Source organism: Bradyrhizobium sp. LM2.9, assembly GCF_054056555.1.
Map to the genome: position 1 here is coordinate 1,221,247 of NZ_JBSRYJ010000002.1, position 25,538 is coordinate 1,246,784.

Consider the following 25,538-nt stretch of genomic DNA (forward strand, 5'->3'; position numbering starts at 1 on the left):
CGCGCGATGGTGCATATTCCGTCCTTGTTCGATGTTGGTAGCGTCACCCATGCCGGACGGGTGCGGGAGCGGAACGAGGATTCATGTTTGGTACGAACCGACGTTGGCCTGTGGGCGGTCGCCGACGGTATGGGGGGGCACGAGGCCGGTGATCTCGCCAGTCGCATCGTAGTGCAGTCGCTTGACGCGATCGGCACGCCAGAATCAGCCGCAGACCTGCTGGCGGAATGCGAGGAGCGGCTTTTCAGCGCAAACCAGCAGATACTGGCGCTTAGTCATGAACGACAGGGTGCCACCGTCGGGACCACAGCGGCGGTTCTGCTCGTTCGCGATAGTTACTATGCCTGCATATGGGCGGGTGACAGCCGGGTCTACCTTATCAGTCGCGGCGCAATTCGCCAGGTGTCGCATGATCACAGCGAACTGGAGGAGCTGATCGCAGAAGGTGCGCTGTCGCGCGAAGACGTGAATGATTGGCCGAGCAATGCCATTACGCGTGCCGTCGGTGTCGCCGATGATCCGGAATTTGAGGTGGTGACAGGCCCGGCCGAGCCGGAGGATATTTTCGTGATCTGCAGCGATGGCCTGACCAGGCACGTGCAGGACGACGAGATCCTGCAGCACGCGGCTACGCGACGCGCCCAGGCGGCTTGCGATGACATGCTCGCGCTGGCTCTTGTTCGTGGCGGGCTTGACAATTTGACGATTGTGATCGTGCGACTGCTGACGCCACGATCTCAGGAGACGACAAGATCTCCGCTCAATCGGGAGCCGCAACCATGACTCCTAACGATCCGTTCCGATCGTCCTATCACGGCGTGCCGCCCGGCACCCGTCTCAACGGCATTTACGAGATCGAAGCGGTGATCGGCGCGGGCGGCATGGGTGAGGTCTACAAATGCCGTGAGATTCAGACTGGATCGCCCGTTGCGGTGAAAATGCTACTGCCCGACGTGGTTGATAACGAGGCCGCGCTCGCGCTGTTCCGTCGAGAGGCCGCGGCACTCCACAATCTTCCGCATGACGCGATCGTTCGCTACTTCCTGTTTACCGTGGAGCCGGTGCTGCAGCGACCTTATCTCGCGATGGAGTTCGTGAATGGCCGCTCGCTCTCGAACATGCTCGATGATGGGCCGTTGACCTTCGAGGCGCTGATCAGGCTGATGCAGCGTGTCGCATCGGGACTGGAGGCCGCCCATGAGCACGGCATCATCCATCGCGACGTGTCTCCGGACAACATCATCGTTCCGCTCGACGACGTCAGGCGGGCCAAGATCATCGACTTCGGCATCGCCCGGTCGACCCAGATGGGTGACAAGACCATCATCGGCTCGGGCTTCGCTGGCAAGGACAACTACGCATCGCCGGAGCAAGTAGGGTTGTACGGCAATGACGTGACTGCGAAATCCGATGTCTACAGCCTCGGTCTTGTGCTGTTCCATGCGCTGACCGGACAGAAACTCGACATGGGCGGCAGCCAGTTTCAACTGGTGGAGAAGCGCCGGCGTGTGCCCGATCTCGGTGCTGTGGATATGCGCATCCGGCCTTTGCTGGAGCGGATGCTGCAGCCTGATCCGGCATTGCGCCCGACTATGGGGGAGGTCGCCAGCTGGACGCCAACCGGTTCGGCCCAGACGCCGGCCGCGCCGTTATATGGCTTCGATCCGCTGCGGCGGCCGGAAAGCGCGGCGCCGCCGCCGCAGGACCGTATGCCGTCGACCGCGCGGAGTCCGCGCAGCCTACGGCTGGGGGCGGGCGTCGCGGCTCTGTTGCTGCTGGTCGGCGGTGGATATGCCTTCTACAAGCTGGTCTGGTCAGCGCCAGGCCGCGCGGTCTTGCCGCCACCTCCGAAACTCGCCGGAACAATGGCGCCGCCGAAGATCGAGCCCGCTGGACCACAGCCCGGACGCCAAGAGCCGGAGAAGTTGTCCGCGCAGCCGACGGCGACGCAGTCTGCGGCACTCGATGGGGCGGGGCGCGCTGAGCGCATCCGCAAATACGTGGCCCAATATTCCGGCGGTGACTGCTTCTTCGTCTTGCCGATTGCCGTGAGCCCAAATGCCGCTGTCATCGAAGGGTTCGGTGCCTCGACCGCCCCATTCGATACCTTCGACAAAGCGTTTCGGCGTGATCAGGGTTTCGAGGCTTCGGTCGGCGTCAGGCAAGTGACCCAAGCGCAATGCCCAGCCGTCAAGTTCTTGAATCAGGTCGGGAGCGATCAGGCGCGAATGCCACGCATCACCTTGTCAGCGACAGAGCTGAAGGGCGGTGAAATCCTCAATGGGACCATTGAGAACTTTGCCAACCGCGTGGTGGAGCTGCTCATGGTGTCGGATCGCGGCGAAGTCCAGAGCCTGTCTTATCTTCTGAAGCCGGGCATCGACTCACTTTCGTTTACGCTCCCGACAGCGCGCGCGAGCGGTCCGCAATTGCTGTTGGTCGTAGCGGTCCCGCAGGTTCTGGACTCATTGCGCCAGCCGCGACCGATGGCGGCCGACACGTTCTTCCTGCAGGCGCTAAGTGAGGCTCAGCGCAACAAGGTGACTGTCATCGCGGCCGCGCGCTACGTGCTGCTCACCAATTGACCGGCACCCTCAGAATGTTCCGATCACCAGGATTTTCAGGTCGGCATCCGGCTTGAAGTCGCTTGCCGTATATTCAAGCGTGTTTCCAGTAGCCGACGAGGCCTTTAGCCGCCCAGGACAGAAGCTCACCAAACGGTCGCTGCCGCCTGGGTCGATAATCAGTTTGAATGACCGGATCGGCCCAGCCCAATTCGCGCCGGTCTTGAGCACGTACGATATGCGCCGCTCCTGCAGATTCGCGCTGTTGGTCTGGTTACCGCCCGCACGCTTATCGAGCTCGGCGAGGAACGTATCCTGGACGCAGTATTCTTTCCGGTAACGCGCGACTTCCTGACCGAGTGCGCTGCTGCGGCGCAGGCTCGAGCGCAGAATGGTGTCAGGACTGGAGCCGACGCTCGGCCGGTACTGGTGTTCGACCGTGACGGCGCGTATGGGCGGAAACACCTGCTGGCGCACAGCCGAGGTTTTGATAACCCAACCCGGCGCATATTGCTGGCGACCGTTGTCGCTCATTCCGGCAGGCACCAGAAGTCCGTCGTCCACGAGCCGGGTCCGGGTCGCCGCGGGTAGATCGGTCAACCGGATCTCGCGGCCACCAATCGGCAGCAGCGGCAACTTGAGTTCGCGGAGCAGGGCACTGACATCCCTGTTGCCGACCATGGCGCGCTGATCGACGGTCAGCGGCGCCGGGTTGCCGTCGACCTTGGTCTCGAAGTCGACGAAGTTGATCGGATCATTTGACGGCAGTGCAACGTTCTCAGCCTCCGACAGGTCGATGTCGGGCAGCGGAAAGGCAACAGTAAGCGTGACTGGCTTGGCGGTGACGTTGGCGAATTGGTAGCGAACGCTGATCCTGTCGAGCGCGATACGAAGGTTCTCGCTCTCCATGGCCACGTCATTGGTGCGTACCAACTGGAGCCCACCGATCGATAATTCCGCAGCCGAGTCGTTGGCGCGTGCCGGCGAGCCTGTCGCAACCAGCAGCGCGACCATCAGGGCCCGTATCCGGAACGACAGTCGGGTGGAGGGTCCGTTCGGCAATCTGGTCTCTATGCGGCGTCGCAGCATATGCTGGCTCCATCCGATGCGGGTCAATCGATCGGCTGATAAAGATCACCCCATTCAGGCTTCCAGACCCCGTCTGGATCGCACACCACGAGCGCGAGCTTGACGTCGTTTGCCAGCCGGATCGCGCCGCGAAAAGCATCCTGAGCCGGCAATTGCGCGCTGACCTGATCGGCGGTCAGCCGTCCCTGGCTCGCGGCGGCAGGCAGCACGATCGATCCGGAGGCGCCGTCATTGTCGCGTTTCAGGAGTAGCGTGATCGCGTCGGGCTGGATTTCGTTCACTTGCTCAAATCTATTCCGGGTCATGGTTTTCCACCGCAAGCTGAAGGAATTTCGAACGATCACCGTCCAGTGATAGGATTGAACGTGATTGAGATTGCTCACCACTAATTGACGCGCCGCATCAACGGCATCTCGGATTAGTCGATCCGACGCGGCGATCGGTTCGGGGTACATTGAGGCGAACATGCTTCGTCCAAATCATTGGGTCTGGATCTTCATCGTTGGCGCTGGCCTTTTCGGAACCAAGGCGCACGCCGACGATACTGTCGTACGCAGCTTTGCTGGCGGTTCGGCTGCTTCCATGGTCGGCATCGTCCCGGCCAGCGAGGACGTGGAACTCGCGGGACCGCAAGCGCTCAGCGCCAACGGGCAGGGCACCCTTTTTGTGCTCGATCAGATCAACGGTCGCATCCTCCAGTTTGACCCGAAACAGCCAAATTCCTATCCTGACGTCCTCAAGATGCCTAAAGACGTCCAGCCGACTGATCTCGTCGTCCACGATGACGACATAATGGTTTGGGACGGCGGCGTACGGACGCTGAAGGCAGCGCCGGGGCAATCCACCCGCGGACTCGGTGGTGACGTGATCCAGCTTGAGGAGGTCTCGAGCCGCGGCGCGGACGACCAGGTCGCCGCCTCCGCTTTCGCCCAGATGGGATCGCAGGCGCCCGGCAGCGCGGCAGACCTGCTCGGTCAGAACACCCGCGCGGCCATCATCAAGATGACTCGGCAACCCGACCGGCAATATGTGGCTTCCCGAAGCAAGGGCTCGGTGATCGCCGATATCATTCCTGACAAGGGTAATGCCGGCGTACGGGTCGAGATCCAGACCATGATCACCAACGAGACCATCGGCCAGCTCGGCCTGCGCGTGCGCAACCAACTCGGCACGGTGGAGTTTCTCGAGATCGATAACAGCGACCGCTTCTACGTGCTGGCCGAGGACGTTCCGCCATCGGGAAAGAACGCCTCCACGTTCGTCGCACGCTATGCCGCGAATGGGCGTCTCGAGGGAATCTATGAGCTTCCTCTGGAAAATACGCCGCTGACCAGACGGTTCGTCACGGTTTCGGGTGATGGCGACGTCTATTTCCTGCGAACCAAGCCGGACGGTATCGAAGTGGTGGGCGTCGGGTTCCGACCTCTGACCAATGCCTCGATTATCGACGTGCGGCCGTCGCGAACGACAACAGCGCCGGCACCACAATCCGACGTCAAATTTGACGCTTCGGCCGCCGTGAGGCCGTCCAATCGCCAGCAGGCGATCGAGACCGCGTTTGCGTTCGAGGGCATCCAGTGGAAATTGACGCAGGCGAACTACGGCAACGATCCCGACAGCCAATGCAGCGGCTTCAGCCGTGTTCGTCGGCCGTGGTATCTGCAGGGAAAAGTGAACCAGGAGGTGCGCGGCGTACCCTATTGCTGGGGCTGCCACGGTTCGCTCGCGAACTTCCGGCAGCGGATCGAGAGCGGAACGCTGGCTGGCAATGTGTGCACTCGCAATGCGCCACGGCCGGATGTGGCTGGCGTCGACTGTTCGGCATTCGTCAGCGCCGCGTGGGGGCTCTCCGTCCACTACACGACTGCCGCCATCCCCGCGATCGCAGCGCCCGTGGCAAATCCTTGGGACCTGAGGCCCGGTGATGCGCTGAACAAGCCGGGCTCGCATGTGATGTTGTTCCTGCGGTTCACGCCCGATCGCAAGGCTGAGGTGATGGAGTCCTCGACCGGTGGCTGCAACGGCCGCGTCTGTCGCAACGTCTATCCGTTGGCGAGCCTGCTAGCGCGCGGCTATGTTCCGGTCCGCTTTCGGGCGTTCGCGGATGATCAGACGACGGTTTCAGCGGGCGCCTATCAGGAGACCGAACAACCGCCGGCGGGCCGCAAAACGGCAAGCAAAAGGCGCTGAACCCAGCGTGTCGCCAGAGCTACAAAATGGGTAGGCATGATGTCGAGGTGGATCACGATGCGGATGCCCAGAGGACTTGATTGCGGGATCGGGCGGCTATGCGCCACCGTCGGGCTCGGTGCGTTGATCGGACTGGCAATCCCGCAAGCGCATGCGGCAGGAGATTTGTCGATCAGCAATCCAGACGGGGCGGCAGTGCGCGCGCTCGTGATCGGGATCGACGACTACCAGCACGTGCGCAAATTGAAGGGTGCGGTCGCTGACGCCACGGACATCGTGACCAGCCTGAAATCCATGGGGGTTGACGACGTCATCGAACTGACTAACGCCCAGGCCGACAGGGCAGGCGTCCTGCGCGAGATCAGTGCACTGGTGGAGCGGACCAAGAACAACGACCTCATCTTTCTGTCGATCGCCGGTCATGGCACCCAGGAGCCGGAGCGCCTCAAGGGCGCGGAGCCGGACGGGATGGAGAACGTGTTCCTGCTGCCAGGCTTTGAAATCACGCCAACCGGGTCCGTTGAGCGTGTTCTGGGCAGCGAGTTCAACCATTTCATCCGGCAGTTCGAGCTGCGCGGAGCGAGGGTGATCTTCGTGGCTGATACCTGTCACGGCGGCGGTATGGTGCGCGATATCGATCCGCGTGCCGCTGAGATGAGCTTCCGGCAGGTCCCGCGCTACACGTTGCTGGTCGATGAACTGAAGCCGGTGTCGGACAGCAACGATCCGAAGTCTGAACTTGACCTTGACCACACGGCGTTCCTGGCTGCGGTGGACCGCTACACCAAGGCGCCGGAAGTCCGCATCCCTGGCATCGATGGCCTACGCGGGGCTCTGAGCTATGCGGTCGCGCGCGCGGTGGAAGGCAGCGCGGACATCAACCACGATGGGAAGGTGACGCTTAAGGAGCTTTTCAGCAATGTTCGGCAGGTGGTCTATCAGCTCTCGGACCAGCGCCAGAACATCGTGACCATATCATCGCCAGCTCAGACGCCGGATACCGACGTCGCCTTCGGATTGACGCGCGGTGTCGTACTGATTCAGGGGCCGGCCGCGAGAGCGGCCTCGGGTCACGCCGGAGCCGGGGTGCCCGTCGAGGGACAGGCGCCCGCACCGTCGGTTGTCACGGCCAAGGCACCAGCCGTTCCGACCCTTGCCGGGGCGACCAAGGAACTTCCGACTGGCGACGCGCCGGGGCCTCTCCGCCTCGCTGCACCAATCCGGCTGGCGGCGCTCGACGGCAAGACGAGTTATTTTGTAAGCGTGAAGCCAAAAGATGTTCCCGTGCAGGCTGTTCAACCGACGGATAATCCCGACCTGATCTGGGATCCAGTGTCGCACGACGTGATCGCTTGGGGTGATGTGGTCGCCTATGGGATGGACGTTGCCAGCCTGCCGACGGTGATTGATCGGACTGCGGCAATTCGTGAACTCAAGCGCATTGCGACCCGGTCGCCGCAGGTGATGCGTATTTGGCCAGACGATCGCCAACAACGTGCTGGCCAGACCATTGAAGTTGACCTGTCTGATGTGGCATCAAGGGCGGTGCTGCTGTTCAATGTGTCCGGCGATGGCACCATCCAATTGTTGTATCCGGTGGGTGCTGATGCGGCGTTGGCCCGATCGGCGAGTTTGCGCCTACCGCTCAGGGTCGGCGAGCCGTTCGGTGCGGAACAGATCGTTGCGGTGACCTCGCAGCAACGCATGGTCGATCTTGAGACAGCCCTAGTGCAGTTCAACCGGCGTCGCGCCTCGGGGCAGGTGATCAAGAGTCTCGAGCGTTACTTGCCCGCGGACGCGCGAATCGCCTCGATCGGCTTCTTCAGTGCTCCCTGACTCTTAGGGGGCAGGCCATGCCGTCATCGCAGCCGATCCGCCAGGAGCGACCATGGCTCGCATTCCTGCTGCTACTGGCGGCTAGCGGAGTTGCGTCCGCAGCACCGTTGCCGACGGGCTCGTTGCATGTCGGCACGACGTACGCACGTTGGCTTTGGCCCGTACAAGCGGTGCGCAGGCAGAGCAATACCGCGAGTGTGTCCCTTCAGATCCTGCCGAGTCAGACCGTCAACGTCGGCGGCAAGGTCTCGTTCGGCGTCACCGCCAGGAAGCCTGGATATCTCATTTTGGTCGACGTCGACGCGGAAGGGCGGATGTCCCAGATCTTTCCGACCCCCGAGCTATTGGCGCAATCGAACGAACGCGATATTAATCTCGTCAAGCCGGGTGTCGAATTTGTCGTCCCTGCTCCGGCGGCGCGGCAGCGTGGTTTTGAGTATGTCGTCGCACCGCCGACGGGGTCCGCAGTGATGATCGCCATCCTGAGCGAGCAGCGCGTGCAATTGCTCGATTTGCCTGACATGCCCCGCAAGCTGGAAGGTCAGGCCGACGCGTTGAGCTATCTATCGGCCTGGACCAGTGAGCTGCGCGTGCTGGACAACGCCAGCGGAAAGTTGTTGCCGAACAATTGGTCGTTCGACGTCAAATCCTATTCCATCAGGTGAACTCGTCCGGACGAGTCGCCCAGCTCAAAGCTTGCTGAGCCGGCTGAAGAAGCCGCCGCGGGCGATCATGTAATGAATGTCGCTGGGGAAAGGAAACGCGCTGCGAGCATTGGAAATCGCGTGTTGGAGGAACTCACCACTCGCCGGCGGAGGCTTCTGATGCAACCGTGGTTGGTCGGCGACCTGAGGTAGCATGAACCGATCCACGAAAGCTTCGTCCAGATCTGCGACTCTGACCATCTGACCGAATGCCGGGAACTGATCGTAGTGACCTACGGCCACGCGGAGGTTCTTGAGGGCCGGGCGCTGAGGATGCGCTTGATTGCCGTCGGAGATCGCCAGCCCGCGTCCTATCAGATCCAACTTCACGGACTGCGGCAGCGTTGACGGACCATACACGATCTCAAGCGGGCCGCTCTGTCCAGCCAGCCACTGATACCAGAAGGTCGCATCGTCTGGCCGCGCCTTGGCGCCGTAAAGACAGTCAAATCCCCAACAAGCAGTCAGCTTCGCCTGATACTTTCCGAGCGTTCCGACCAGATTGCGCATGCCGTTACCACCGCCGGAGTGGCATGCGATGATGAGCTTGCCAATTTGGAGTTGAGGAATGGACGTCGAAGAGCCTCCCAGGAACCGGGCCAGAGCTCCAAGAATTTCCTCGAGGTAGCGTTCCCCCCAGTTCGACGTTGCCAGATCCTTGACGCTGTAATTTCCAGCAAAGGTATCGCCAACGGCATATTCATAGCCCAGAAAAGGCGCTACGAGCACGACGTCCTTGCCGGAATCCCGAACTTGTTTCGCGGAGCCGCGCTGGATCGTTGTGAAACAGGAATTCGTGGTCTTTGACGTAGAAGCCATGCAGCCAGATTACGATATCGAGCTTGGTGGCAGCGGTTACGTCCTTTGGCGGAAGATAGACCGCCGTCGGCTTCATGCCGGGCGCTAGCCGCTTCGTAAAGAGCGTCACCCCTGGAAAGGAGGTGGCGTCCTTCTGTTCGAGCTCACACGCCACCACGAAGGTCGCTCCGCGTCGACCAGATCGGACGTGGATTTGGGCCGACCCGGTGTTGCACTCAATTGTTCGCCATATCCTCGATACGGCTTCCTATTGGCGTGGCGAACTCGCGCCTTGCTAATTGCATACCTCGACATTCCCGGTGTTGCCACCCGGGCCTCCCCCGCCACGGTAGTCGAGGTGGCAGCCGCGACGGACCTGACGGCACAAATATTGGTCACAAACAACCTGGCCGCTGCCGCCTCCGCCACTTGCCTTCGCAGTGGCTTGTCGCCGCGGAACGTCTGCCATGGGCTCAGATCTTTGGCGCGCCGAACGATCGGCACGTGACGAACCTTCGTCCGTGTTGCGCTTGGCAACTGGCTTCTTTCCGCGCCGCTTCTCGCATTCGTTGTCATCGTTGAGGAACGAGCCCTCGGCACACGTGATCCTGACGCACTGGTCGCCGTTAGCCTTGTAGCCATGATCGCAGATCACGGGACAGACCCGGGTTGGCTTGAGTTTGATTGCGTCAAGCGCGTCGAGACTTGCGAGCTTGGCATCAAATTTCGTTCCCGCGTGCCGGTTGAACAGAGCCAACGAGCGCTGTGAGGCCGCATTCCATTGGCCATCTATGGTACCGGTGAAGCAGCCGACGCGGTTCAATTCGCTTTGTACGGACTTGGTGATATCGGCTTTTGCGATATCGGTCTGGCGCGGCTCGGCGCTGAGTGCGGCAAGCTTTGGCGGCGTATTGTCGTCAGCGGGTGCAGCGGCTGTAGGATTATCCGCGAAGGCACTCCCAACAGCCGGCTTATTCCCGGAGAGAGCAGCGACGATTGTAGATTCGGACGCAGTCCGTTTCCGTTCCGCCTCGGTGGCCTGCTCCTGCGCCGCCTGCTTCGCCTTCTCGGCGGCAATTCGGGCCTCTTCCGCAGCCTTCAGATCCGCGGCCGCCTTCTCCTGGTCGGCACGCTGGGCGCCCTGCGACATCAGGCGAGTTTTCTGCTGTTCAGCCTGCTGCGCCTTCGCTGTTGCCGCGACGCGTGCGTCCTCAGCATCGAGCTGATTAAGCTGCAGCTTCGCCAGATTTGCGTAGTATCCGTCCGGATGCTGGTCCAGGAACGCGTTCAGAGCGGGCTTGTTGCGTAGCTGCAAGGCCAATTCGTAATCACGACGAATTTCTGCCTGGGGATTGGCTGCTTGCACCGGCTCATCAGCCTTGGCAGCGGGAACAAGTGCAACGTCTTCGCCGCCCAGCGAGCCGTAGACATAGGGCTCCTGTCGGTTGCCCGTGGCTTGCAAGACATCATCGCGGACGAAGCCGAAGGCCCTGCGCAAGTCGAGCCCCGGCTTTGCGATGTACTTTACGAGAGCCGTCGCATACGGACTATTCTTGCTGTTGCCATCGAGTGCGGTTAGTCCGGCTTTCGCGGCAAACGCGATCAGCGTGTTGGAGACGGCGGGTTCGACCCTGGCCAGCCCGCGGCTGATTGATCGAGAGGCAACTGTACGCTTCATCGAATCGGCAAACGGATTGTTGCGGCACGCGTCGACGATCACCACGCGCAACTGTTTCGCAGGCTCGATTGCCAGCAGGACGCGGTCGAGCGAGAATGCTTCGTCATAGATATCAGTGTCACGTTCGAGTCTGGCGTCGGTCGGGATCAGATAGTTTGTCCCGTCGATCTCGATACCGTGGCCAGCATAGTACACCAGGGCTATGTCCGCATTGCGAGCCTGATCGGCGAATTCTCTCAGGGCCCGCCGCATATCAGTCGCGGCGAGGTTGAGCCTTGAGTCAACCACATCGAAACCTGCCTCCTTCAAGGTTGCGGTGATGGCCGCAGCGTCGTTGGCCGGGTTTGGGAGCAGAGGGGCGTTCTGATAGTTGGCATTGCCAACCACCAAAGCCACGCGCTTTGTCGCCCAGGCTGGTTGAGCTGCCAGTAACAGCGAAGCGGCAAGGAGAAGCAAAATTCGAAGGCGCCTGTATAATCTCATGGCGAACACCCAACTATGCCCATAAAATGGTAACGTCGCGAGGACGGCCGCGTAAGAAATAATTACTGAATTCGTACGCCAGTGGCGGCTACCTATCGGCCTACAGTACCAATCTCGAGCCCGATCCATTCCTATGTGTTGTCTTGAAATGCGGACGCGTTCAAAAGGCACGGAAGATAATCGCGGCCCGGCGCTGTGGGCGGTTTCGTGTGGATGATGGGTACCCGCCAGTGCCTATGTCTCGCGCGAATGAATTAAGTTTTTGAAATTACACGATTATTGCATCCTATGGTGTGCTCGCGACAGCGCGGCAGAAGGCTCTGGCTTAGTTCAAACGAAAGTTCCGCTGACGGCAGATCGAGGGGACGTGAACTCTTGGGGGCCGGCTTGCGGGTCGTGATCGTCTCGGTTACAGCTTGCACGGAGGTCAGGAGCCGGTTAGTTCGGCTTTCCATCTCCCCAGGCGATCGTCACCTTCATGTTCCCGCCGGAGCGCCCGGCCCGGAAATTGTTCCTGCGGTAGAGTTGAAATGAAGGTCCTCCGAATTGCGAAGGCTGGCCATGGTCAACCAGTCGATCGCGTCGGTAGCCGCTACCGGAAGGTCGTAGGAGCGCAAGTCGCCAGCCGGCTTGATCAGAAGGCGCTGAATGTAAGCCGCTCCATTTCGAAGGACGGCGCACGGGGATACAATCGCAATTCCGAACTTCGGAGAAGCTGATGCCAGTTCCGTTGAGGGTTTACATCACGCCATTTGCCGAGAGGGGGATCGTTGAGCCCGGGCAATGGAGCAGCGAGACGGCCAAGAAGGCGCTCGACGTGGTCAATACGATCTGGTCAAAGGCCAAGATCGCGTTCGTGATCAGCGATTGCTTGATGGAGAAGCCGCTCGACATGGCAAAGAGCGCGCGCAGCAATGATCAGCGATTGCTGGGCGTTCTTGCCTCTCGGCACGATCCGGACAATGCCATCCACATCTACCTCGTTAATTCGATTGAAAATCTGTCCGCCGGCGGAAGCTCATACCCCAATAGCCAACCGGAGCCGGCAAGCTTCGTCCAGTGGTATGGCAATGACCACGCCAATGGACGCGCCTGGGCTCACGAGCTTGGCCATCTGATGAGCCTCGATCACGTCGAGATCGACTATTCCAATGAGAAGCAGGCGGCGCAGCGTGTCAAGAACCTCATGACGATAGGATTGAGCGTCGGCTCTGACCTGACGGGCCAGCAGATTGATGCAGCCAAGGGCTCAAAGCTGGTCAAGCGATTTGGCGGATAAGTCGGCGGCCGACCGCAGAAGTCGTCACCTCCGTCGTTCTGCAGATCGCGCGCCCGCGGGAAACGGGCCATGGCGGCGACAGCCTTAAAGAGGGAGCAGATCGAGGATACGGCGCCAGGTTCCTATTCGCGAGATCCTCGTCGCTCCAATCCAGGCGTTGAGCGCGAGAGTCCATGATTGCGATCACGCTCGTAACCATTTCGCCCGCTTTGCGAAAAGCCATGCGCAATTGATACGCAAATGACCCCAACGATGAAATCACCAACGACCATATCAAGTGCTTCCGGGATATTGCGCTGCGGTTGCTGGACGACGCTTACCGTTTCGCTCTATTTTTGATGGGCGATCAGGCAGACGCAGAGCAAGCCGGTAAAGGTATTCTCCAGATGCGCTGCCGTTTTAACAGCGGTTGGGTAGGGGCCTCCAAGTCTAGGGCGATTCCGCGAAGTCGTCGTGCTGTACGAATTCCGGGCCCGTCCTGTCGCGACTCCCTTAGATCGTCGCTGCTCCGATCGCGACAGTGATGTCGCGTATTGCACAAGCGCATACTGCTTCGGTGCCAGATCGAAATGGGAACAAGATCACAACCTTCGTTGCAGCTGTCGATTTCATGAACTTCTCTTTTCTTGCCAGCACTAAAAACAAGGTGGTCCTGCGCCGTCCGGCCGATCACCGACGAGTTCCTATTTGTCGATTGCAGGTTGAAAAGACATGTTCCACAAAACTGGTCGGGGCCAGGTTGACGTCGATCTGGATTTTTCGGGAGTGGGGGTTCTGCACGCGCGGCTTTGGAATTTCGATTTCGATGACTTTGCCGGCTACCAGTTTCGGGGCTTGAAGACAGAGCACTCCGAATTTCTGAAGAACAAAGTGGTTCCCCTGCTGGAGCACGACGCTGGTCAGATCTGGATGACGGGATCCGCGAGCCGGATCGGTACGGCTGATTGGAATATGACGACATCAGCCAACCGCGTGATTACGGTCGCGAAGTCTCTGTCCGAGATGGGCATCCACCCGGAGCAAATGCAGACGCACGCGATCGGCAATACGCAGACGGCAAATCACAGGCTGGACGAAGACAACGATAGATCCGTGGTCCTTTGGGTACTGCCTAAGGTCTATTTCGAACCGATCATAAAGCCAGACTTGCCGCGACCCGTTCCGCCGAAACCAAAGGTCAGTCGAAATTTCAAGATAGCCATGCTGCTTGAGGTCGACGGTTCGATCTCGTTTGCAGCGAGAGCGGCCATCAAGCGCATCGTGAAGGGCAGGGCTGGAGCCGGGATTGCGTTTGCCAGCGCGTTGTTCTCCATATGGGACACGGAAAACAATTTGAAGTGCACCTACGTCTATGCGGCGGTCGGCCTGGGCTTTGGCTTAACTCTTCCGAAGACCGGCGGCAGATCGGGTACCCTGCATGGCCCCTGGAATTCGTTTACGACCGAAAAGCCAATCTCCTGTTCGCAGTTCGGCAAGTCGATGCGCTTTACGACTATCGGCATAGGGGATGTAAGCAAGAACTGGATCCTGCTGGAAACGCCCAGGGGAGTGAAGGACGTCTACTTGAGCATCAGCACGGGCACGACCATAGGCGGCGGCGCGTCGACATACCCAGCCCATTTGAGCGCTTTCGTCCCGCTAGAGCGACCGAAGCCGTTTGGCGGGCCGTGAGTGAACCGGCTCATCATAACCTTTAGCCGCCATCGGCGAGGCGAGCTTTCGCTCGATGCGTTGCATGACGTCTGCAGACCGAGCGGGCGCAGAATCCGGTCGCAGTTATGGAGTGCTCGTGCCCAACGTGCTTGATTTGATGCGGGTTGACCGGCCATGTGGTCCAATTTCATCATGCTGCTCACGCTCTATTGAGGAGTTTCCCGGACCACGCTCATGTTGCGGCGCATGTGATTTCTCTCTCGAAGCCTTGGATCAACATTGATTTCATTTGCCAAAGCTGATTCTTGATTTCGGTTGAATGTGGGACGTTCTTAGCGTCTTCTTTGGGGCGCTCGCGTTGCATGTGAATGGAGAGAAGAACTGCTCCAGTGACAAAGCGCCGATTTGCCGAGCAACTGAGTGACAATAACGAACTGTGCAGGAGGATCATCTCGAGAATTGGACGTTTTCTTCGATTGCCACAATCAGGAATCTTAACTTCCGATGGTTGATCGACGCCGCAAAGCGTCCGCCAAAACGGCGAAGGCTGGCGAGAGTTGCCGGCGGCTTGGATAATAGAGATGATAACCGGAAAACGACGGACACCAATCGGACAGGACGCGCATCAGGCGGCCGTCGGCAATATCCTCCCGGACATGGTCTTCAAAGAGGTAGGCCAGTCCTGCGCCGCTGCGCGCAGCGGCCAACGCCAATCGGGATCCGTTGAACGCAAGAGGTCCGTCCACTCGGACCCGCAGCTCGCGCCCGTCTTTCTCGAATTCCCAGGCATGAAAGCCGCCGAATGTTGGCAGGCGAATGTTAATGCAGCGGTGAGCGGTCAGATCCTGCGGGGTCAGCGGTTTTGGATGTCGGGCAAAATAGGATGGTGTGCCGATCACAGCCATCCGCATCTCGGGACCGATGGGCACCGCGATCATGTCCTTGTCGACCTCCTCGCCGAGCCTCACGCCGGCGTCGAAGCGTTCAGCAACGATGTCCGTGAAGCCGTGATCGATGATGATCTCCACCTTGATGTCGGGATAATCCGGCAGGAGCGTTTCGACGGTAGGCCAGATGACCGCGACGGCAGCGTGTTCACCAGCCGTGATGCGGACGCTGCCAGCAGGTTTATCCCTGAGTTCGGTCAACGCCGACAGCGCGGAATCGATTTCTTCGAAATGGGGGCCCACTGTCTGGAGCAGGCGCTCGCCGGCGTCTGTCAGTGAGACGCTCCTCGTCGTCCGCGTTAAAAGCCGAACACCGAGTCGTTCTTCCATGCCGCGGATCGTATGGCTAAGGGACGACGGCGACAGGCGGAGTTGGGCAGCCGCTTTCGTGAAACTGCGCTCCCGGGCGACAGCGAGAAATGTGGTCAAGTCGCTCATATTGTCTCGCGCCATTCTTGAATCCGTTTCAGTATTGCCCGCTAATTATGCAATCTAGTACGATCGATCCAATTGCACTAGATGGGCCACAAGTTACAGAACTGGCGTCATAAAGATCGAATCCCCCCGGGTTCGCAGCCGCCTTTGCGCAGTTGCGCGCCCGAGCGACCGCAAGAACTCCCGTTATGTCGCGGCCGCCCCACACTCATGAATCTTATTCAAAACTGCATGCCAATCTTGCAGGCTAATCGCTGTGTCGAAGTTGCACTAGGCTTGGACTGAGACGTCGCTGGAGCGTGGCAAGCCCTTGAACATTCGCAGATGCAGGGAAGTGCATTTCGTGGACGCGTTAGGCTGGCGGCTCGTCGCGGTTCGATCCTCTTCAAACCTTCAAACAAGGAAATATGTGATGGCTGATAGAACCTTTGATGCGAAGAGACGCCAGTTCCTCGGAACCTCTGCGTTTGCTCTGTCTGGTGCTGTCGTGGCCAGCTCGGCACTGGTTGGCGTCACTTCGGCATCTGCTCAATCCACCGCCGTGAAGGAGCCGGCAGTGGTCAACTATCCCAATGAGAAAGGCGTGACGATTGAACGCGTCACTTACCCCGCGAGGAACATTGGGATGAACATCGTCGCCAACCTGTTCAAACCTGCGAACTTCGACAGCAGCAGGAAGTATGCAGCGATCGTGGTGACCCATCCGTTCGGCGCCGTCAAAGAACAGTCCTCCGGCCTCTATGCCCAGCGTCTCGCCGAGGCGGGCTTTATTGGTCTGGCCTATGATGCGTCATACCAGGGTGAAAGCGGCGGCGAACCGCGCCTCATGGAAGTGCCAGGGCAACGCGTGGACGACATCAGTTGCGCCATCGATTTCCTCGTTCAGCACCCTCAGGTCGGCCCGGCCCGTATCGGCTCGCTGGGCATTTGCATCGGTGGCAGCTACGCGCTGAACCACGCCCAGCACGAACATCGTGTGAGGGCAGTTGCCGCCGTCAGCACGTTCGATATCGGAGAAGGCCGCCGGGAAGGTCTTTCGGGTTCGATATCTTATGGGGAGCGGATCAAACGGCTCAAGGACGCCGGCGAACAGCGCAGCCGGGAGGCACGCGGCGAGCCCGTACGCCTCGTGCCTGTCGTAGCCAATTCGCCGGCTGACTTCACGGCGGCGACTCCTGTCATGTACAGGGAAGGCTATGAGTATTACCGCACGGCACGAGGGCAGCATCCCAACTCGGTGAACCGCTATGTGTTCTCGAGTCTGCCCCAGCAGATGGCGTTCTACCCGTTTGAAATGATCGAGACGATTTCACCTCGGCCCTTGCTGGTTATCGCAGGTTCCAAGGCCGAGACGAAGTTCTGGAGCGATCGGGTCTACGAGAAGGCCAAGGAGCCGAAGCAACTGTTCGTGGTCGACGGTGCAACACATGTCGATCTCTACGACAAACCGCAGTTCGTTGGACCGGCCGTCTCGAAGCTGGCCGAGTTCTTTGGCCAGCATCTGGCCTTTGCCTGACAGGCGTCCTTCGTTGCGATATCGAGGCAGGGAAGGGGCGTTATAAAAACCCTTTCCCGCGTGGGGTGTCCCTTTCAGCCGCGAGATTCCCCCACTTCTTTCACGCGCAGATAATGTCCTCGGCCGTCAGTTAGCTCGTTCCGACCGCAACTGCGAAAATCGAATCTACTTGTGAATATCATGCATCACGGCATGCAGAATTGAATGTCTAATCAAAGTGCGTTTGTCGATCCATATCTGAGGCATGAAATCAGCGAGCTAAGCGCCGTTCTGAAGCGATGAACGCGAAGGAGATTCTAATGAAGAAACGTCAACTGGGCAGCCTCGAGGTGTCAGCTCTCGGTTATGGCTGCATGGGGCTTGATTCGACCTATGGCAAACCGCTCGAGCGAGCCGAAGCGATCAAGATGATTCACGCGGCGGTTGACCACGGCGTCACCTTCTTCGACACGGCCGAGGTCTACGGGCCATTCACGAACGAAGAACTCGTGGGTGATGGCCTCGCCCCCTTCCGCGACAAAGTAGTCATCGCAACCAAGTTCGGCTTCGGCATCAATCCTGACGGCTCCCGCTACGGCCTCACCAGCCGTCCTGAACACATCCTGGGTGCAGTCGAGCAGTCGCTCAAGCGGCTCAAGACGGATGTCATTGACCTGTACTATCAACACCGTGTCGACCCCGCAGTGCCGATCGAGGACGTGGCCGGGGTTCTCGGTCAGCTTATCGAGCAAGGCAAGGTGAAGCACTATGGCCTTTCCGAAGCGAGCGCGGGAACCATTCGCCGCGCTCACGCTGTTCAGCCGATCACCGCCGTCCAGAGCGAATATTCGCTATGGACGAGAAATGTAGAACACAACCATGTTCTTGCGGCCTGCGAGGAGCTGGGAATCGGCTTCGTTCCCTGGAGCCCTCTGGGCGCGGGGTTTCTGGCGGGTGCAATTACTGCGGACACCAGGCTCGATCCTTCCGATTTCCGCAGCAACGTTCCACGCTTTGCGCCGGAAGCGCGCGCAGCGAACTTGGTCCTGGTCGGCGCCTTGAAACAGGTCGCGGAACAGAGGGGGGTAACGCTGGCGCAAGTTGCGCTCGCCTGGCTGCTGGCGCGGAAGCCTTGGATCGTTCCGATTCCGGGCACCACGAAGTTGCGCCGGCTCGAAGAGAACCTCGGCGCCGTCGATGTCCAATTGACCACGTCCGATTTCACGGCAATCGAGGGGACCGTTTCAAGCACTCCCATTCTGGGTGAGCGCCTCCATAAAGCGGCGTTGGAACTGGTCGATCACTGAGGACTTCGATCTTGATGACCGAAGCGCAGTCCTCGATGGCATAAGCCGCCGTGTACAGTGCTTCGGCTTCGTACTCGAGGAGCGACTGACGCCAGCTCTGCTTGACTCTGTCGCTATCGCAGCGCCAAACCAAAGCTCGGTCACTCCTTGATGAATGGGGCATAACCCTTTGCGCAACGAAGCGACACGATTCATGCAGGAGAAAGCGACCATCGTCCCTTCCTGGAATGAGAATGCGCAAACGCTAACCTCGGATCGCCGCTCCGAGGTTCCTTGCCCTATCACCGCCAAAACTACGATGGCACTTGTTCTATGCTAGGCGTGGTCAGAGCGGCACGTTACTTTGCGCTCGAGGCAAGCGGGATTGGTAATGAGGGTCGGAACTAGCGCGGTACTGCATGAGCTCATTCGGTACTGCAATGCTGTAGTGGAGGAGGCGCGGCGTCGTCGAGGGACAAACTGGCGATCGAGTAAGAGCTTGAAATGAAAGGAAAATGCCCCGATAGTCAGTTTTGAATTTCCGTCGGCCCCGAAAATCAGCTGTTCCGGACAAGATGATAAGCGAAATAACATGTTAGCGCGTCGATTTTCCGTCGCGCCCATGATGGATTGGACCGACCGGCATTGCAGGGTGTTCCACCGTCACCTGACGAGGCGGGCGCTGCTTTATACAGAGATGCTGACCACTGGCGCCATTGTTCATGGGGACCGGGAGCGGCTGCTTGGGTTCGACACGGCCGAGCACCCGGTGGCGCTTCAGCTCGGCGGGTCGGATCCGCGCGAGCTCGCGCTGGCCGCGCGGATCGGCGAGGAGTTCGGCTATGACGAGATCAACCTCAATGTCGGTTGCCCCTCCGATCGCGTGAAGGACGGCCGTTTCGGCGCTTGCCTCATGGCGGAGCCTGATCTCGTGGCGGGGTGCGTCGAGGCGATGAAGCGTGCGGTTGCCGTGCCGGTCACCATGAAGTGCCGCATCGGCATCGACGACCAGGATCCGGAAATCGCGCTCGACAAGCTTGCGCGCGCGGTCGTCGCGTCCGGCTGCGATGCGCTGATCGTGCATGCCCGGAAAGCATGGCTCAACGGTTTGTCGCCGAAGGAGAATCGCGACATCCCGCCGCTCGACTATGATCGCGTCTATCGTCTCAAGCGCGCGATGCCTGACGTGCCCGTCATCATCAACGGCGGCATCCCCGGCATCGACGAGGCGAGAGCACATCTCGAACACGTCGACGGCGTGATGCTCGGCCGCGCCGCCTATCAGGAGCCATGGCGGCTGCTGTCGAGGTCGATCAAGACATTTTCGGCGAGGCGGCGCCGCATGCCTCGATGCAGGATGCGATCGAGGCGATGATGCCCTACATCGAGCAGCAGCTCGCGCGCGGCACGCGGCTGCACGCCATTACGCGGCATTTCGTCGGCGCATTCCACGCCGTTCCCGGCGCGCGCGCCTTCCGCCGCCACCTTTCCGAGCAGGGGGTGAAGCCGGGCGCCGGCCTCGAGGTGCTGCGCGATGCGATCGCGCGTGTCGGTGCACGCGCGCCGGCAGAGGCGGCAGCCTAGCCGTAGTCATGAAGAGCCGGATTGCAGTCCGCGGCGCGCCGCCTGATGTTGCGTCCGTGATCGATGGCAGCCCGCGTGATCGCGTCTGTCGGCAGTGGCGGCGCGGCTGGCTCCCGTGGGGAGTCTAGTCGACTGCCAGACGCGAGCGGCGGTGACCGGTCTGGGGCTCCGGATAGCCGGTGAGCTTCAGCTTGTCGGCGCGCACGCCCCAGCTCTCCAGGCGGTCGAGGAAGCTCATGCCGAGCAGGTTCGTCTTCATCTGCCCGCGCTGAACGACGAGGGCCGGCACCGACTTCTCGACGAGGTGGCCGACGGAGAGGCGCTCAAGCGTGAGGCGGGCCGCCTTGGTGTGGCCGCCCGCGGTTTCGAGATCGACGTCGTATTCGAGCATCTCGAGCGGCAGCCCGATCGCTTTCGCGGTTTCCCAGGTCAGCACCACCGAGGTCGCGCCGGTGTCGATGACCATCGGTGCGGCGACGCCGTTGATCTTCGCGCGCAACGCGAATTCGCCGCCCTGGCCGCGCTGGATCTGCACGGCGGGGGCAGGCGATGCGGTCTGTGTGCGAAAGATGTGCGAGACCCTGCTGCTCGCGCGCGCGAGCTGGTCGGAATCGCCATAGGCAACGACGGCACCCGCCGTGCCGGCGAGCATGATGAGAACGAGCAGGAAGCGGATCATCGCGCACCTCCGGATGCGCGCCGGCCGGTCAAGTGCGTTTCGGCGATCCCGCCATGGGCGCAAGTCCAGCCTGATTCATGCGCACCGGCAACAGCGCCATGACCGCCAGCCGTTCCGCGCTTTCCATAGCATGCCAGCGCGCGATCTCCGGCAAGGTGCGTCCGCAGCCGAAGCACAGTTTTGTCTTGGGATCGATCATGCAGACGGCGACGCACGGCGTTTCTTTGCTCATTCGGGCATAGTGAGGGATCGTCGGGCATGTCTGCAAGCATCTCGTTACGAGCCTGTACCTGCGCTCATGATCGGCTTGTTACGCGGCCTGCGCTTCTCGTCCGCCACCGCGGAACTGTCCGGCTGAAGCGGCGGAGAATCATCCGACATCGGCGCCAGCGCGCTCATCACGCGCTCGGGCGGGAAGGTAACGATCACCTCGGTGCCGATGCGCAGCTTCGATTTCAGCGTGAACGTACCGCCATGCAGGTCGATTAGATTTTTTGCGATCGGCAGGCCGAGACCCGCGCCCTGTTCGGCCGACTTGATCGAGTTGGAGCCTTGGCCGAACGAGGCGAGCACGACCGGGATCTCGTCCTCGGGGATTCCGGAGCCGGAATCCTTCACCGAGAGATATTGTCCACCCGAGGCCGTCCAGCCCGCCTTGAGCCAGATCTCGCCGCCCTGCGGCGTGAACTTGATCGAGTTGGAGAGCAGGTTGAGCACGACCTGGCGGATCGCGCGCTCGTCGGCCCAGAGCCGCGGCATCGCCTGCTCGAACACCTCGTGGATGGTGATGCCGCGGCTCGAGGCGCGCAGCTTCATCAAATGATGGCAGTCGGCGACAATGCCGACCAGCGAGACTGCTTCCTCGTTGAGTTCGTAACGGCCGGCCTCGATCCGCGACAGGTCGAGGATCTCGTTGATGAGATTGAGCAGGTGGACGCCGGAATTATGGATGTCCCCGGAATACTCCTTGTAGACGGGCACGGCATGCGCGCCAAAAATCTCGCTCTTCATCACCTCGGAGAAGCCAAGGATCGCGTTCAGCGGCGTGCGCAGCTCGTGGCTCATCTGCGCGAGAAAGCGCGACTTGGCGACGTTGGCGGATTCGGCGCGGTGACGGGCTTCGTCCGAGATCGCCTTGGCCTGTTCGAGCTCGCCGATCAGCGCGTCCTTCTCGGCGCGCGCCTCGAGCGTGGCGAAAGTCGAGGAGTGCAGGCGGTGCGCCAGCAGCACGAAATAGCCTTCGGCGGCGAGCGCGAGCCCGGCCAGGATGTAATTGTCCAGCGAGCCGGTCATCACAAAACTCAGCGCCATCGCGACCGCGACCGGCGCCGTGGCGGCAAGGGCCGCGATCGGCAGATTGGCCGCCAGCATGCTCGATACTGCGATGACCAGCAGCATCAGGAACATCATCAGCGTTTCCGTGACCAGGTCGAGCACGGGATGGATCAGGATCGCCATCCAGCATAGGCCATAGAGCAGGTCGAGCACGACGAAGCGCGTCCGCCAGGCGCGCGTCGCGGTCGGCGAGGAGGGCGCGGCCAGGAAGCGGTGGCAACTGCGGATCATCGCTGCGTGGATGCAGAGCATGCCGGCGGTCCAGGCTGCGGCCGGGATCGGCTGCATCCACAGCCCGAACAGCACACCGGTGGCAACGACCAGCAGCATCGCGACATAGGAGGCCGACAACCGCGTCTGGGCATATTGGCGCAGCATCTCGGCGTCGAAAGCCGGCCGGGTTCCGCTGGTCGACGTTAACTTGTCGCGCGCCTCGCGCACCCGCTGCGCCGCAGCCCTTCGGCTGCTCGCCGACGGCGCGCTCACCGGCTCGGCCGGAAGCTGGACAACCTCGGGCTTTTCAGCGGGTTTACTCATCGCACAACAACAATTCCTGCCCGCGCGAGGCGGGCCTTCTGCATTGTCTATCTCTGGCAAGAAATCCTTAAGAGGTGACTTAAGGAGCTAAAGAATTACGTTAACCCGGCGTTAATTTTGGATCCGGCCTGAGTAGCTCATTGCAGCACCGCATGCTGCGCGATGTACACCACGGCTCCCGCCAGATAGCCGGCGAGCGCGGGGACGGCGATGCGGCGGGCATACCAGAGGAACTCGATGCGCTCGAGCCCCATGGCGGCGACGCCTGCGGCCGAGCCGATGATCAGGATCGAACCGCCGGTGCCGGCGCAATAGGCGATGAACTCCCAGAGGAAGCTGTCGGGCGGATAGTGGCCGAGGTCGTACATGCCCATGGTCGCGGCCACCAGCGGCACGTTGTCGATGACGGCGCTCAGAAGGCCGAGCACGATGACGATGAGATCCTGGCGACCGATCGCGGCGTCCAGCCATTTGGCCAGCATGGAGAGCAGGCCAGCATGTTCGAGGCTGGCGACCGCGAGCAAGATCCCGAGGAAAAACACGATCGAGCCCATGTCGATCCGCGTCAGCGCATGCGCAAGCGTGAGCGGGCCACGGACATGCTCATCCTTGTTGCGATGAAGGATCTCGCCGACCAACCACACGATACCAAGCCCGAGCAGGACGCCCATGAAGGGCGGCAGGTGCGTGACCGTCTTGAAGACGGGCACCGCGATCAGTACGCCGAGTCCGAGATAGAACATCACGTTCCGCTCGAGCGGATCGACGCTCTGCAATCCGTCCTCTTTCGGCGGCGGCGCGATGGTCTTGCCCTTGAGTGAAAAGCTGATGAATGCGAGCGGCACCAGCAGGTTGAGCAGCGAGGGCAGGAACACCGCGCCCATGATCTTCAGCGGCGAGATCTGTCCGCCTATCCACAGCATGGTCGTGGTGACGTCGCCGATCACGGTCCATGCGCCGCCGGCGTTCGCGGCGATGACGATGAGGGAGGCGAACAGCAGGCGGTCGTCGCGCTTGGCGATCAGCCGCTGGATCAGCGAGACCATGACGATGGTGGTGGTCAGATTGTCGAGGATCGCACTGAGGAAGAAGGTCACGAAGCCAATCAGCCATATCAGACGGATCTGGCTGGTCGTGCTGATGCGGGAGGTGATGACCTCGAAACCGTCATGGGCGTCGATGACTTCGACGATGGTCATCGCGCCAATCAGGAAGAACACGATCTGCGCGGTGGAGGCGACGGACTCATCAAGCTGACGGCTGACCAACGTGTGGTCGCCCGTCGCGAGCGCGTAGATTGTCCAGAGCACGCCCGCGCCGAGCAGCGCAGACGCGCTCTTGTTCACCCCGATCGGATGCTCGAGCGCGATCGCCGCATAGGCGAGGACGAAGATTGCGGCGAGTGCGATCAGCAAGGCAGGATCACTTCATCAGGTGTCAGCGATTAAGGCGCGCGAGCAGGCTCGACGTGTCCCAGCGCTTGCCGCCCATCTTCTCGACTTCGGCGTAGAACTGGTCGACCAGCGCGGTGACCGGCAGATTGGCGCCGTTGCGGCGGGCTTCGGCCAGCGAGATCGAGAGGTCCTTGCGCATCCATTCGACCGCGAAGCCGAAATCGTACTTGTCGTCGTTCATGGTCTTGTAGCGGTTCTCCATCTGCCAGGACTGAGCCGCGCCTTTTGAGATGGTCTCGATCACGGCGGCGACGTCGAGGCCGCTCTTCTTGGCGAAGTGGATACCCTCGGAGAGTCCCTGAACCAGGCCTGCGATGCAAATCTGGTTGACCATTTTGGTCAGCTGGCCCGAGCCGGCCGGCCCGAGCAGTTTGCACATTCGCGCATAGGCGCCTGTGATGATTGGCTCGGCGCCGGAATAGGCATCCTGGGCGCCGCCGCACATCACGGTCAGCACGCCGTTCTCGGCGCCGGCCTGGCCGCCGGACACGGGTGCGTCGATGAACTTGAAGCCGGCCTTGGTCGCGGCAGCATCAAGCTCACGCGCGACCTCGGCGGAGGCGGTGGTGTGGTCGACGAAGGTCGCGCCCTTTTTCACGCCGGCGAACGCGCCGTCGGCGCCGATCGTGACCGCGCGCAGATCATTGTCGTTGCCAACGCAGCACATCACGAAATCCTGGCCCTCGGCTGCAGCCTTCGGCGTCGCCGCGGTCTTGCCGCCAAACTTGTCCGCCCATTCCTTCGCCTTGGCCGCGGTGCGGTTGTAGACGGTGACCTCATGGCCCCCTTTTTTCACGAGGTGTCCGGCCATGGGGAAGCCCATGACGCCGAGACCGAGGAAAGCGACTTTAGCCATGTGGGGTACCTTGTCCGTAGTTCGGGTGTTACGGTTTTTTGCCGGGCGAGGGGGCGCCAATCGACGCCCTCAAAAGTTCCGCCATTGCGGCAGATCGCGCGCACCATAAACCGTTGAGGCCGGAGGGCAACGGCTTCGTTCGATGCCCTCCTGTGCTAGGATGGCGGACCTAAGGACTTCAAAAAGGGAGCGAAAGCATGGGCGGCGTAAGCGTGGGCGTGCTCGATCATTTCAACATCCGGACCCGGAATCTGGCCGCGACAGTCCGCTTCTACGAGGAGGTGCTGGGCCTGGAAAATGGCGCCCGGCCGAATTTCGCCTTCCCCGGCGCCTGGATGTACAGCGAGGGCAAGCCGGTGGTGCACCTCGTCGATATTTCCCCGACCGCCGAGCCACAAAAGCCGGATTCCGGCGTTGTCCACCACGTCGCCTTCGCCAGCCGTGGATTTGACGGCATGAAGCAGCGGCTGGCCTCAAAGGGGATGAAGTTCGACTCCCGCCAGGTGCCCGGCGGCGAACTCTGGCAGATCTTCGTCCACGACCCCAACGGGGTCATGATCGAGCTCAACTACGAGGCGGCCCTGGAGCAGGGGGCGGCGCCCGCCGAGATGGCTGGCGATATCGGCAGGCGGTAGCCTTTTGGGCGTTTCCGCTCT

General features: G+C 61.0%; 20 protein-coding genes and 1 pseudogene. 11 read left to right on the plus strand and 10 right to left on the minus strand.

The genetic code is table 11. The features are described 5' to 3' along the window. Positions 1-6: 6 nt before the first annotated feature. Both ACVWW3_RS07085 and ACVWW3_RS07090 read left to right on the plus strand, forming a co-directional pair. The gene (locus ACVWW3_RS07085; RefSeq protein WP_247340877.1) at positions 7-783 is read left to right on the plus strand and encodes a PP2C family protein-serine/threonine phosphatase; all 777 of its coding nucleotides are present in this window, start codon (positions 7-9) and stop codon (positions 781-783) included. Beyond that, positions 780-2,585, plus strand: a complete 1,806-nt coding sequence (locus ACVWW3_RS07090) for a protein kinase domain-containing protein (RefSeq protein WP_456650494.1) — start codon at positions 780-782, stop codon at positions 2,583-2,585. Before ACVWW3_RS07085 ends, ACVWW3_RS07090 begins: the two co-directional genes overlap by 4 nt. A gap of 9 nt (positions 2,586-2,594) precedes the next feature. Here ACVWW3_RS07090 and ACVWW3_RS07095 read toward each other — a convergent pair whose 3' ends face one another. Together ACVWW3_RS07095 and ACVWW3_RS07100 are read right to left on the minus strand one after the other, a co-directional pair. Beyond that, a complete protein-coding gene (locus tag ACVWW3_RS07095) occupies positions 2,595-3,578 on the minus strand; it encodes a DUF4424 domain-containing protein (protein ID WP_456650493.1) in 984 nt (327 codons plus the stop codon). Between the two features lie 98 nt (positions 3,579-3,676). Beyond that, positions 3,677-4,120: a hypothetical protein gene (locus ACVWW3_RS07100; RefSeq protein WP_456650492.1), complete on the minus strand. Its 444-nt coding sequence runs from the start codon at positions 4,118-4,120 to the stop codon at positions 3,677-3,679. On the opposite strand from ACVWW3_RS07100, the gene ACVWW3_RS07105 reads away from it, so the two are divergent. Genes ACVWW3_RS07105 through ACVWW3_RS07115 form a run of 3 tightly spaced genes read left to right on the plus strand, consistent with a single transcriptional unit; the run spans position 4,119 to position 8,344 of the window. After that, positions 4,119-5,843, plus strand: a complete 1,725-nt coding sequence (locus ACVWW3_RS07105) for a hypothetical protein (RefSeq protein WP_456650491.1) — start codon at positions 4,119-4,121, stop codon at positions 5,841-5,843. The two genes, ACVWW3_RS07100 and ACVWW3_RS07105, sit on opposite strands and share 2 nt — an antisense overlap. 57 nt (positions 5,844-5,900) lie before the next feature. After that, on the plus strand, positions 5,901-7,679 hold the full coding sequence (locus tag ACVWW3_RS07110; RefSeq protein WP_456650490.1) for a caspase family protein: 1,779 nt from the start codon (positions 5,901-5,903) through the stop codon (positions 7,677-7,679). Positions 7,680-7,696: 17 nt separating this feature from the next. Continuing rightward, positions 7,697-8,344 (plus strand): DUF4384 domain-containing protein, encoded by a 648-nt coding sequence (locus ACVWW3_RS07115; protein WP_456650489.1) that lies wholly within the window; start codon positions 7,697-7,699, stop codon positions 8,342-8,344. A gap of 24 nt (positions 8,345-8,368) precedes the next feature. Here the strand turns inward: ACVWW3_RS07115 and ACVWW3_RS07120 are convergent, their stop codons facing one another. Together ACVWW3_RS07120 and ACVWW3_RS07125 are read right to left on the minus strand one after the other, a co-directional pair. After that, the gene (locus tag ACVWW3_RS07120; RefSeq protein ID WP_456650488.1) at positions 8,369-9,202 is read right to left on the minus strand and encodes a hypothetical protein; all 834 of its coding nucleotides are present in this window, start codon (positions 9,200-9,202) and stop codon (positions 8,369-8,371) included. 274 nt (positions 9,203-9,476) lie between these two features. Continuing rightward, positions 9,477-11,342, minus strand: coding sequence for a caspase family protein (locus ACVWW3_RS07125; protein ID WP_247340867.1), 1,866 nt, complete (start codon positions 11,340-11,342; stop codon positions 9,477-9,479). An 874-nt stretch (positions 11,343-12,216) separates the two neighbouring features. Between ACVWW3_RS07125 and ACVWW3_RS07130 the strand changes: the two genes are divergently transcribed. Together ACVWW3_RS07130 and ACVWW3_RS07135 are read left to right on the plus strand one after the other, a co-directional pair. Beyond that, positions 12,217-12,621, plus strand: a complete 405-nt coding sequence (locus ACVWW3_RS07130) for a hypothetical protein (RefSeq protein ID WP_456671918.1) — start codon at positions 12,217-12,219, stop codon at positions 12,619-12,621. Positions 12,622-13,332: 711 nt separating this feature from the next. Next, on the plus strand, positions 13,333-14,292 hold the full coding sequence (locus ACVWW3_RS07135; protein ID WP_456650486.1) for a hypothetical protein: 960 nt from the start codon (positions 13,333-13,335) through the stop codon (positions 14,290-14,292). Between the two features lie 476 nt (positions 14,293-14,768). Here the strand turns inward: ACVWW3_RS07135 and ACVWW3_RS07140 are convergent, their stop codons facing one another. Further along, positions 14,769-15,674 (minus strand): LysR family transcriptional regulator, encoded by a 906-nt coding sequence (locus ACVWW3_RS07140; protein ID WP_456650485.1) that lies wholly within the window; start codon positions 15,672-15,674, stop codon positions 14,769-14,771. Between the two features lie 394 nt (positions 15,675-16,068). On the opposite strand from ACVWW3_RS07140, the gene ACVWW3_RS07145 reads away from it, so the two are divergent. The 3 genes and pseudogenes from ACVWW3_RS07145 (at position 16,069) to dusA (ending at position 20,021) form a co-directional block, all read left to right on the plus strand. Beyond that, complete coding sequence (locus tag ACVWW3_RS07145; RefSeq protein WP_456650484.1) at positions 16,069-17,172, plus strand: alpha/beta hydrolase; 1,104 nt, start codon at positions 16,069-16,071, stop codon at positions 17,170-17,172. 299 nt (positions 17,173-17,471) lie between these two features. Further along, complete coding sequence (locus tag ACVWW3_RS07150; RefSeq protein WP_456671919.1) at positions 17,472-18,458, plus strand: aldo/keto reductase; 987 nt, start codon at positions 17,472-17,474, stop codon at positions 18,456-18,458. Between the two features lie 601 nt (positions 18,459-19,059). Beyond that, positions 19,060-20,021, plus strand: a pseudogene (gene dusA / locus ACVWW3_RS07155) (tRNA dihydrouridine(20/20a) synthase DusA). Between the two features lie 124 nt (positions 20,022-20,145). On the opposite strand, the gene ACVWW3_RS07160 reads toward dusA, so the two are convergent. From ACVWW3_RS07160 to ACVWW3_RS07180, 5 genes are all read right to left on the minus strand, one after another. After that, positions 20,146-20,700 (minus strand): TIGR02281 family clan AA aspartic protease, encoded by a 555-nt coding sequence (locus ACVWW3_RS07160; protein WP_456650482.1) that lies wholly within the window; start codon positions 20,698-20,700, stop codon positions 20,146-20,148. Between the two features lie 28 nt (positions 20,701-20,728). After that, positions 20,729-20,932 carry a DUF1289 domain-containing protein gene (locus tag ACVWW3_RS07165; RefSeq protein WP_456650481.1) on the minus strand — a complete coding sequence of 68 codons (204 nt, stop codon included), beginning with the start codon at positions 20,930-20,932 and terminating at the stop codon, positions 20,729-20,731. 44 nt (positions 20,933-20,976) lie between these two features. After that, positions 20,977-22,572 (minus strand): sensor histidine kinase, encoded by a 1,596-nt coding sequence (locus ACVWW3_RS07170; RefSeq protein WP_247340857.1) that lies wholly within the window; start codon positions 22,570-22,572, stop codon positions 20,977-20,979. Positions 22,573-22,709: 137 nt separating this feature from the next. Continuing rightward, complete coding sequence (gene nhaD / locus ACVWW3_RS07175) at positions 22,710-23,987, minus strand: sodium:proton antiporter NhaD (RefSeq protein WP_456650480.1); 1,278 nt, start codon at positions 23,985-23,987, stop codon at positions 22,710-22,712. A gap of 22 nt (positions 23,988-24,009) precedes the next feature. Next, on the minus strand, positions 24,010-24,882 hold the full coding sequence (locus ACVWW3_RS07180) for an NAD(P)-dependent oxidoreductase (RefSeq protein ID WP_354103835.1): 873 nt from the start codon (positions 24,880-24,882) through the stop codon (positions 24,010-24,012). Between the two features lie 197 nt (positions 24,883-25,079). On the opposite strand from ACVWW3_RS07180, the gene ACVWW3_RS07185 reads away from it, so the two are divergent. Beyond that, entirely contained in the window at positions 25,080-25,517 is a 438-nt protein-coding gene (locus ACVWW3_RS07185) for a VOC family protein (protein WP_456650479.1), read from the plus strand. Positions 25,518-25,538: the final 21 nt, after the last annotated feature.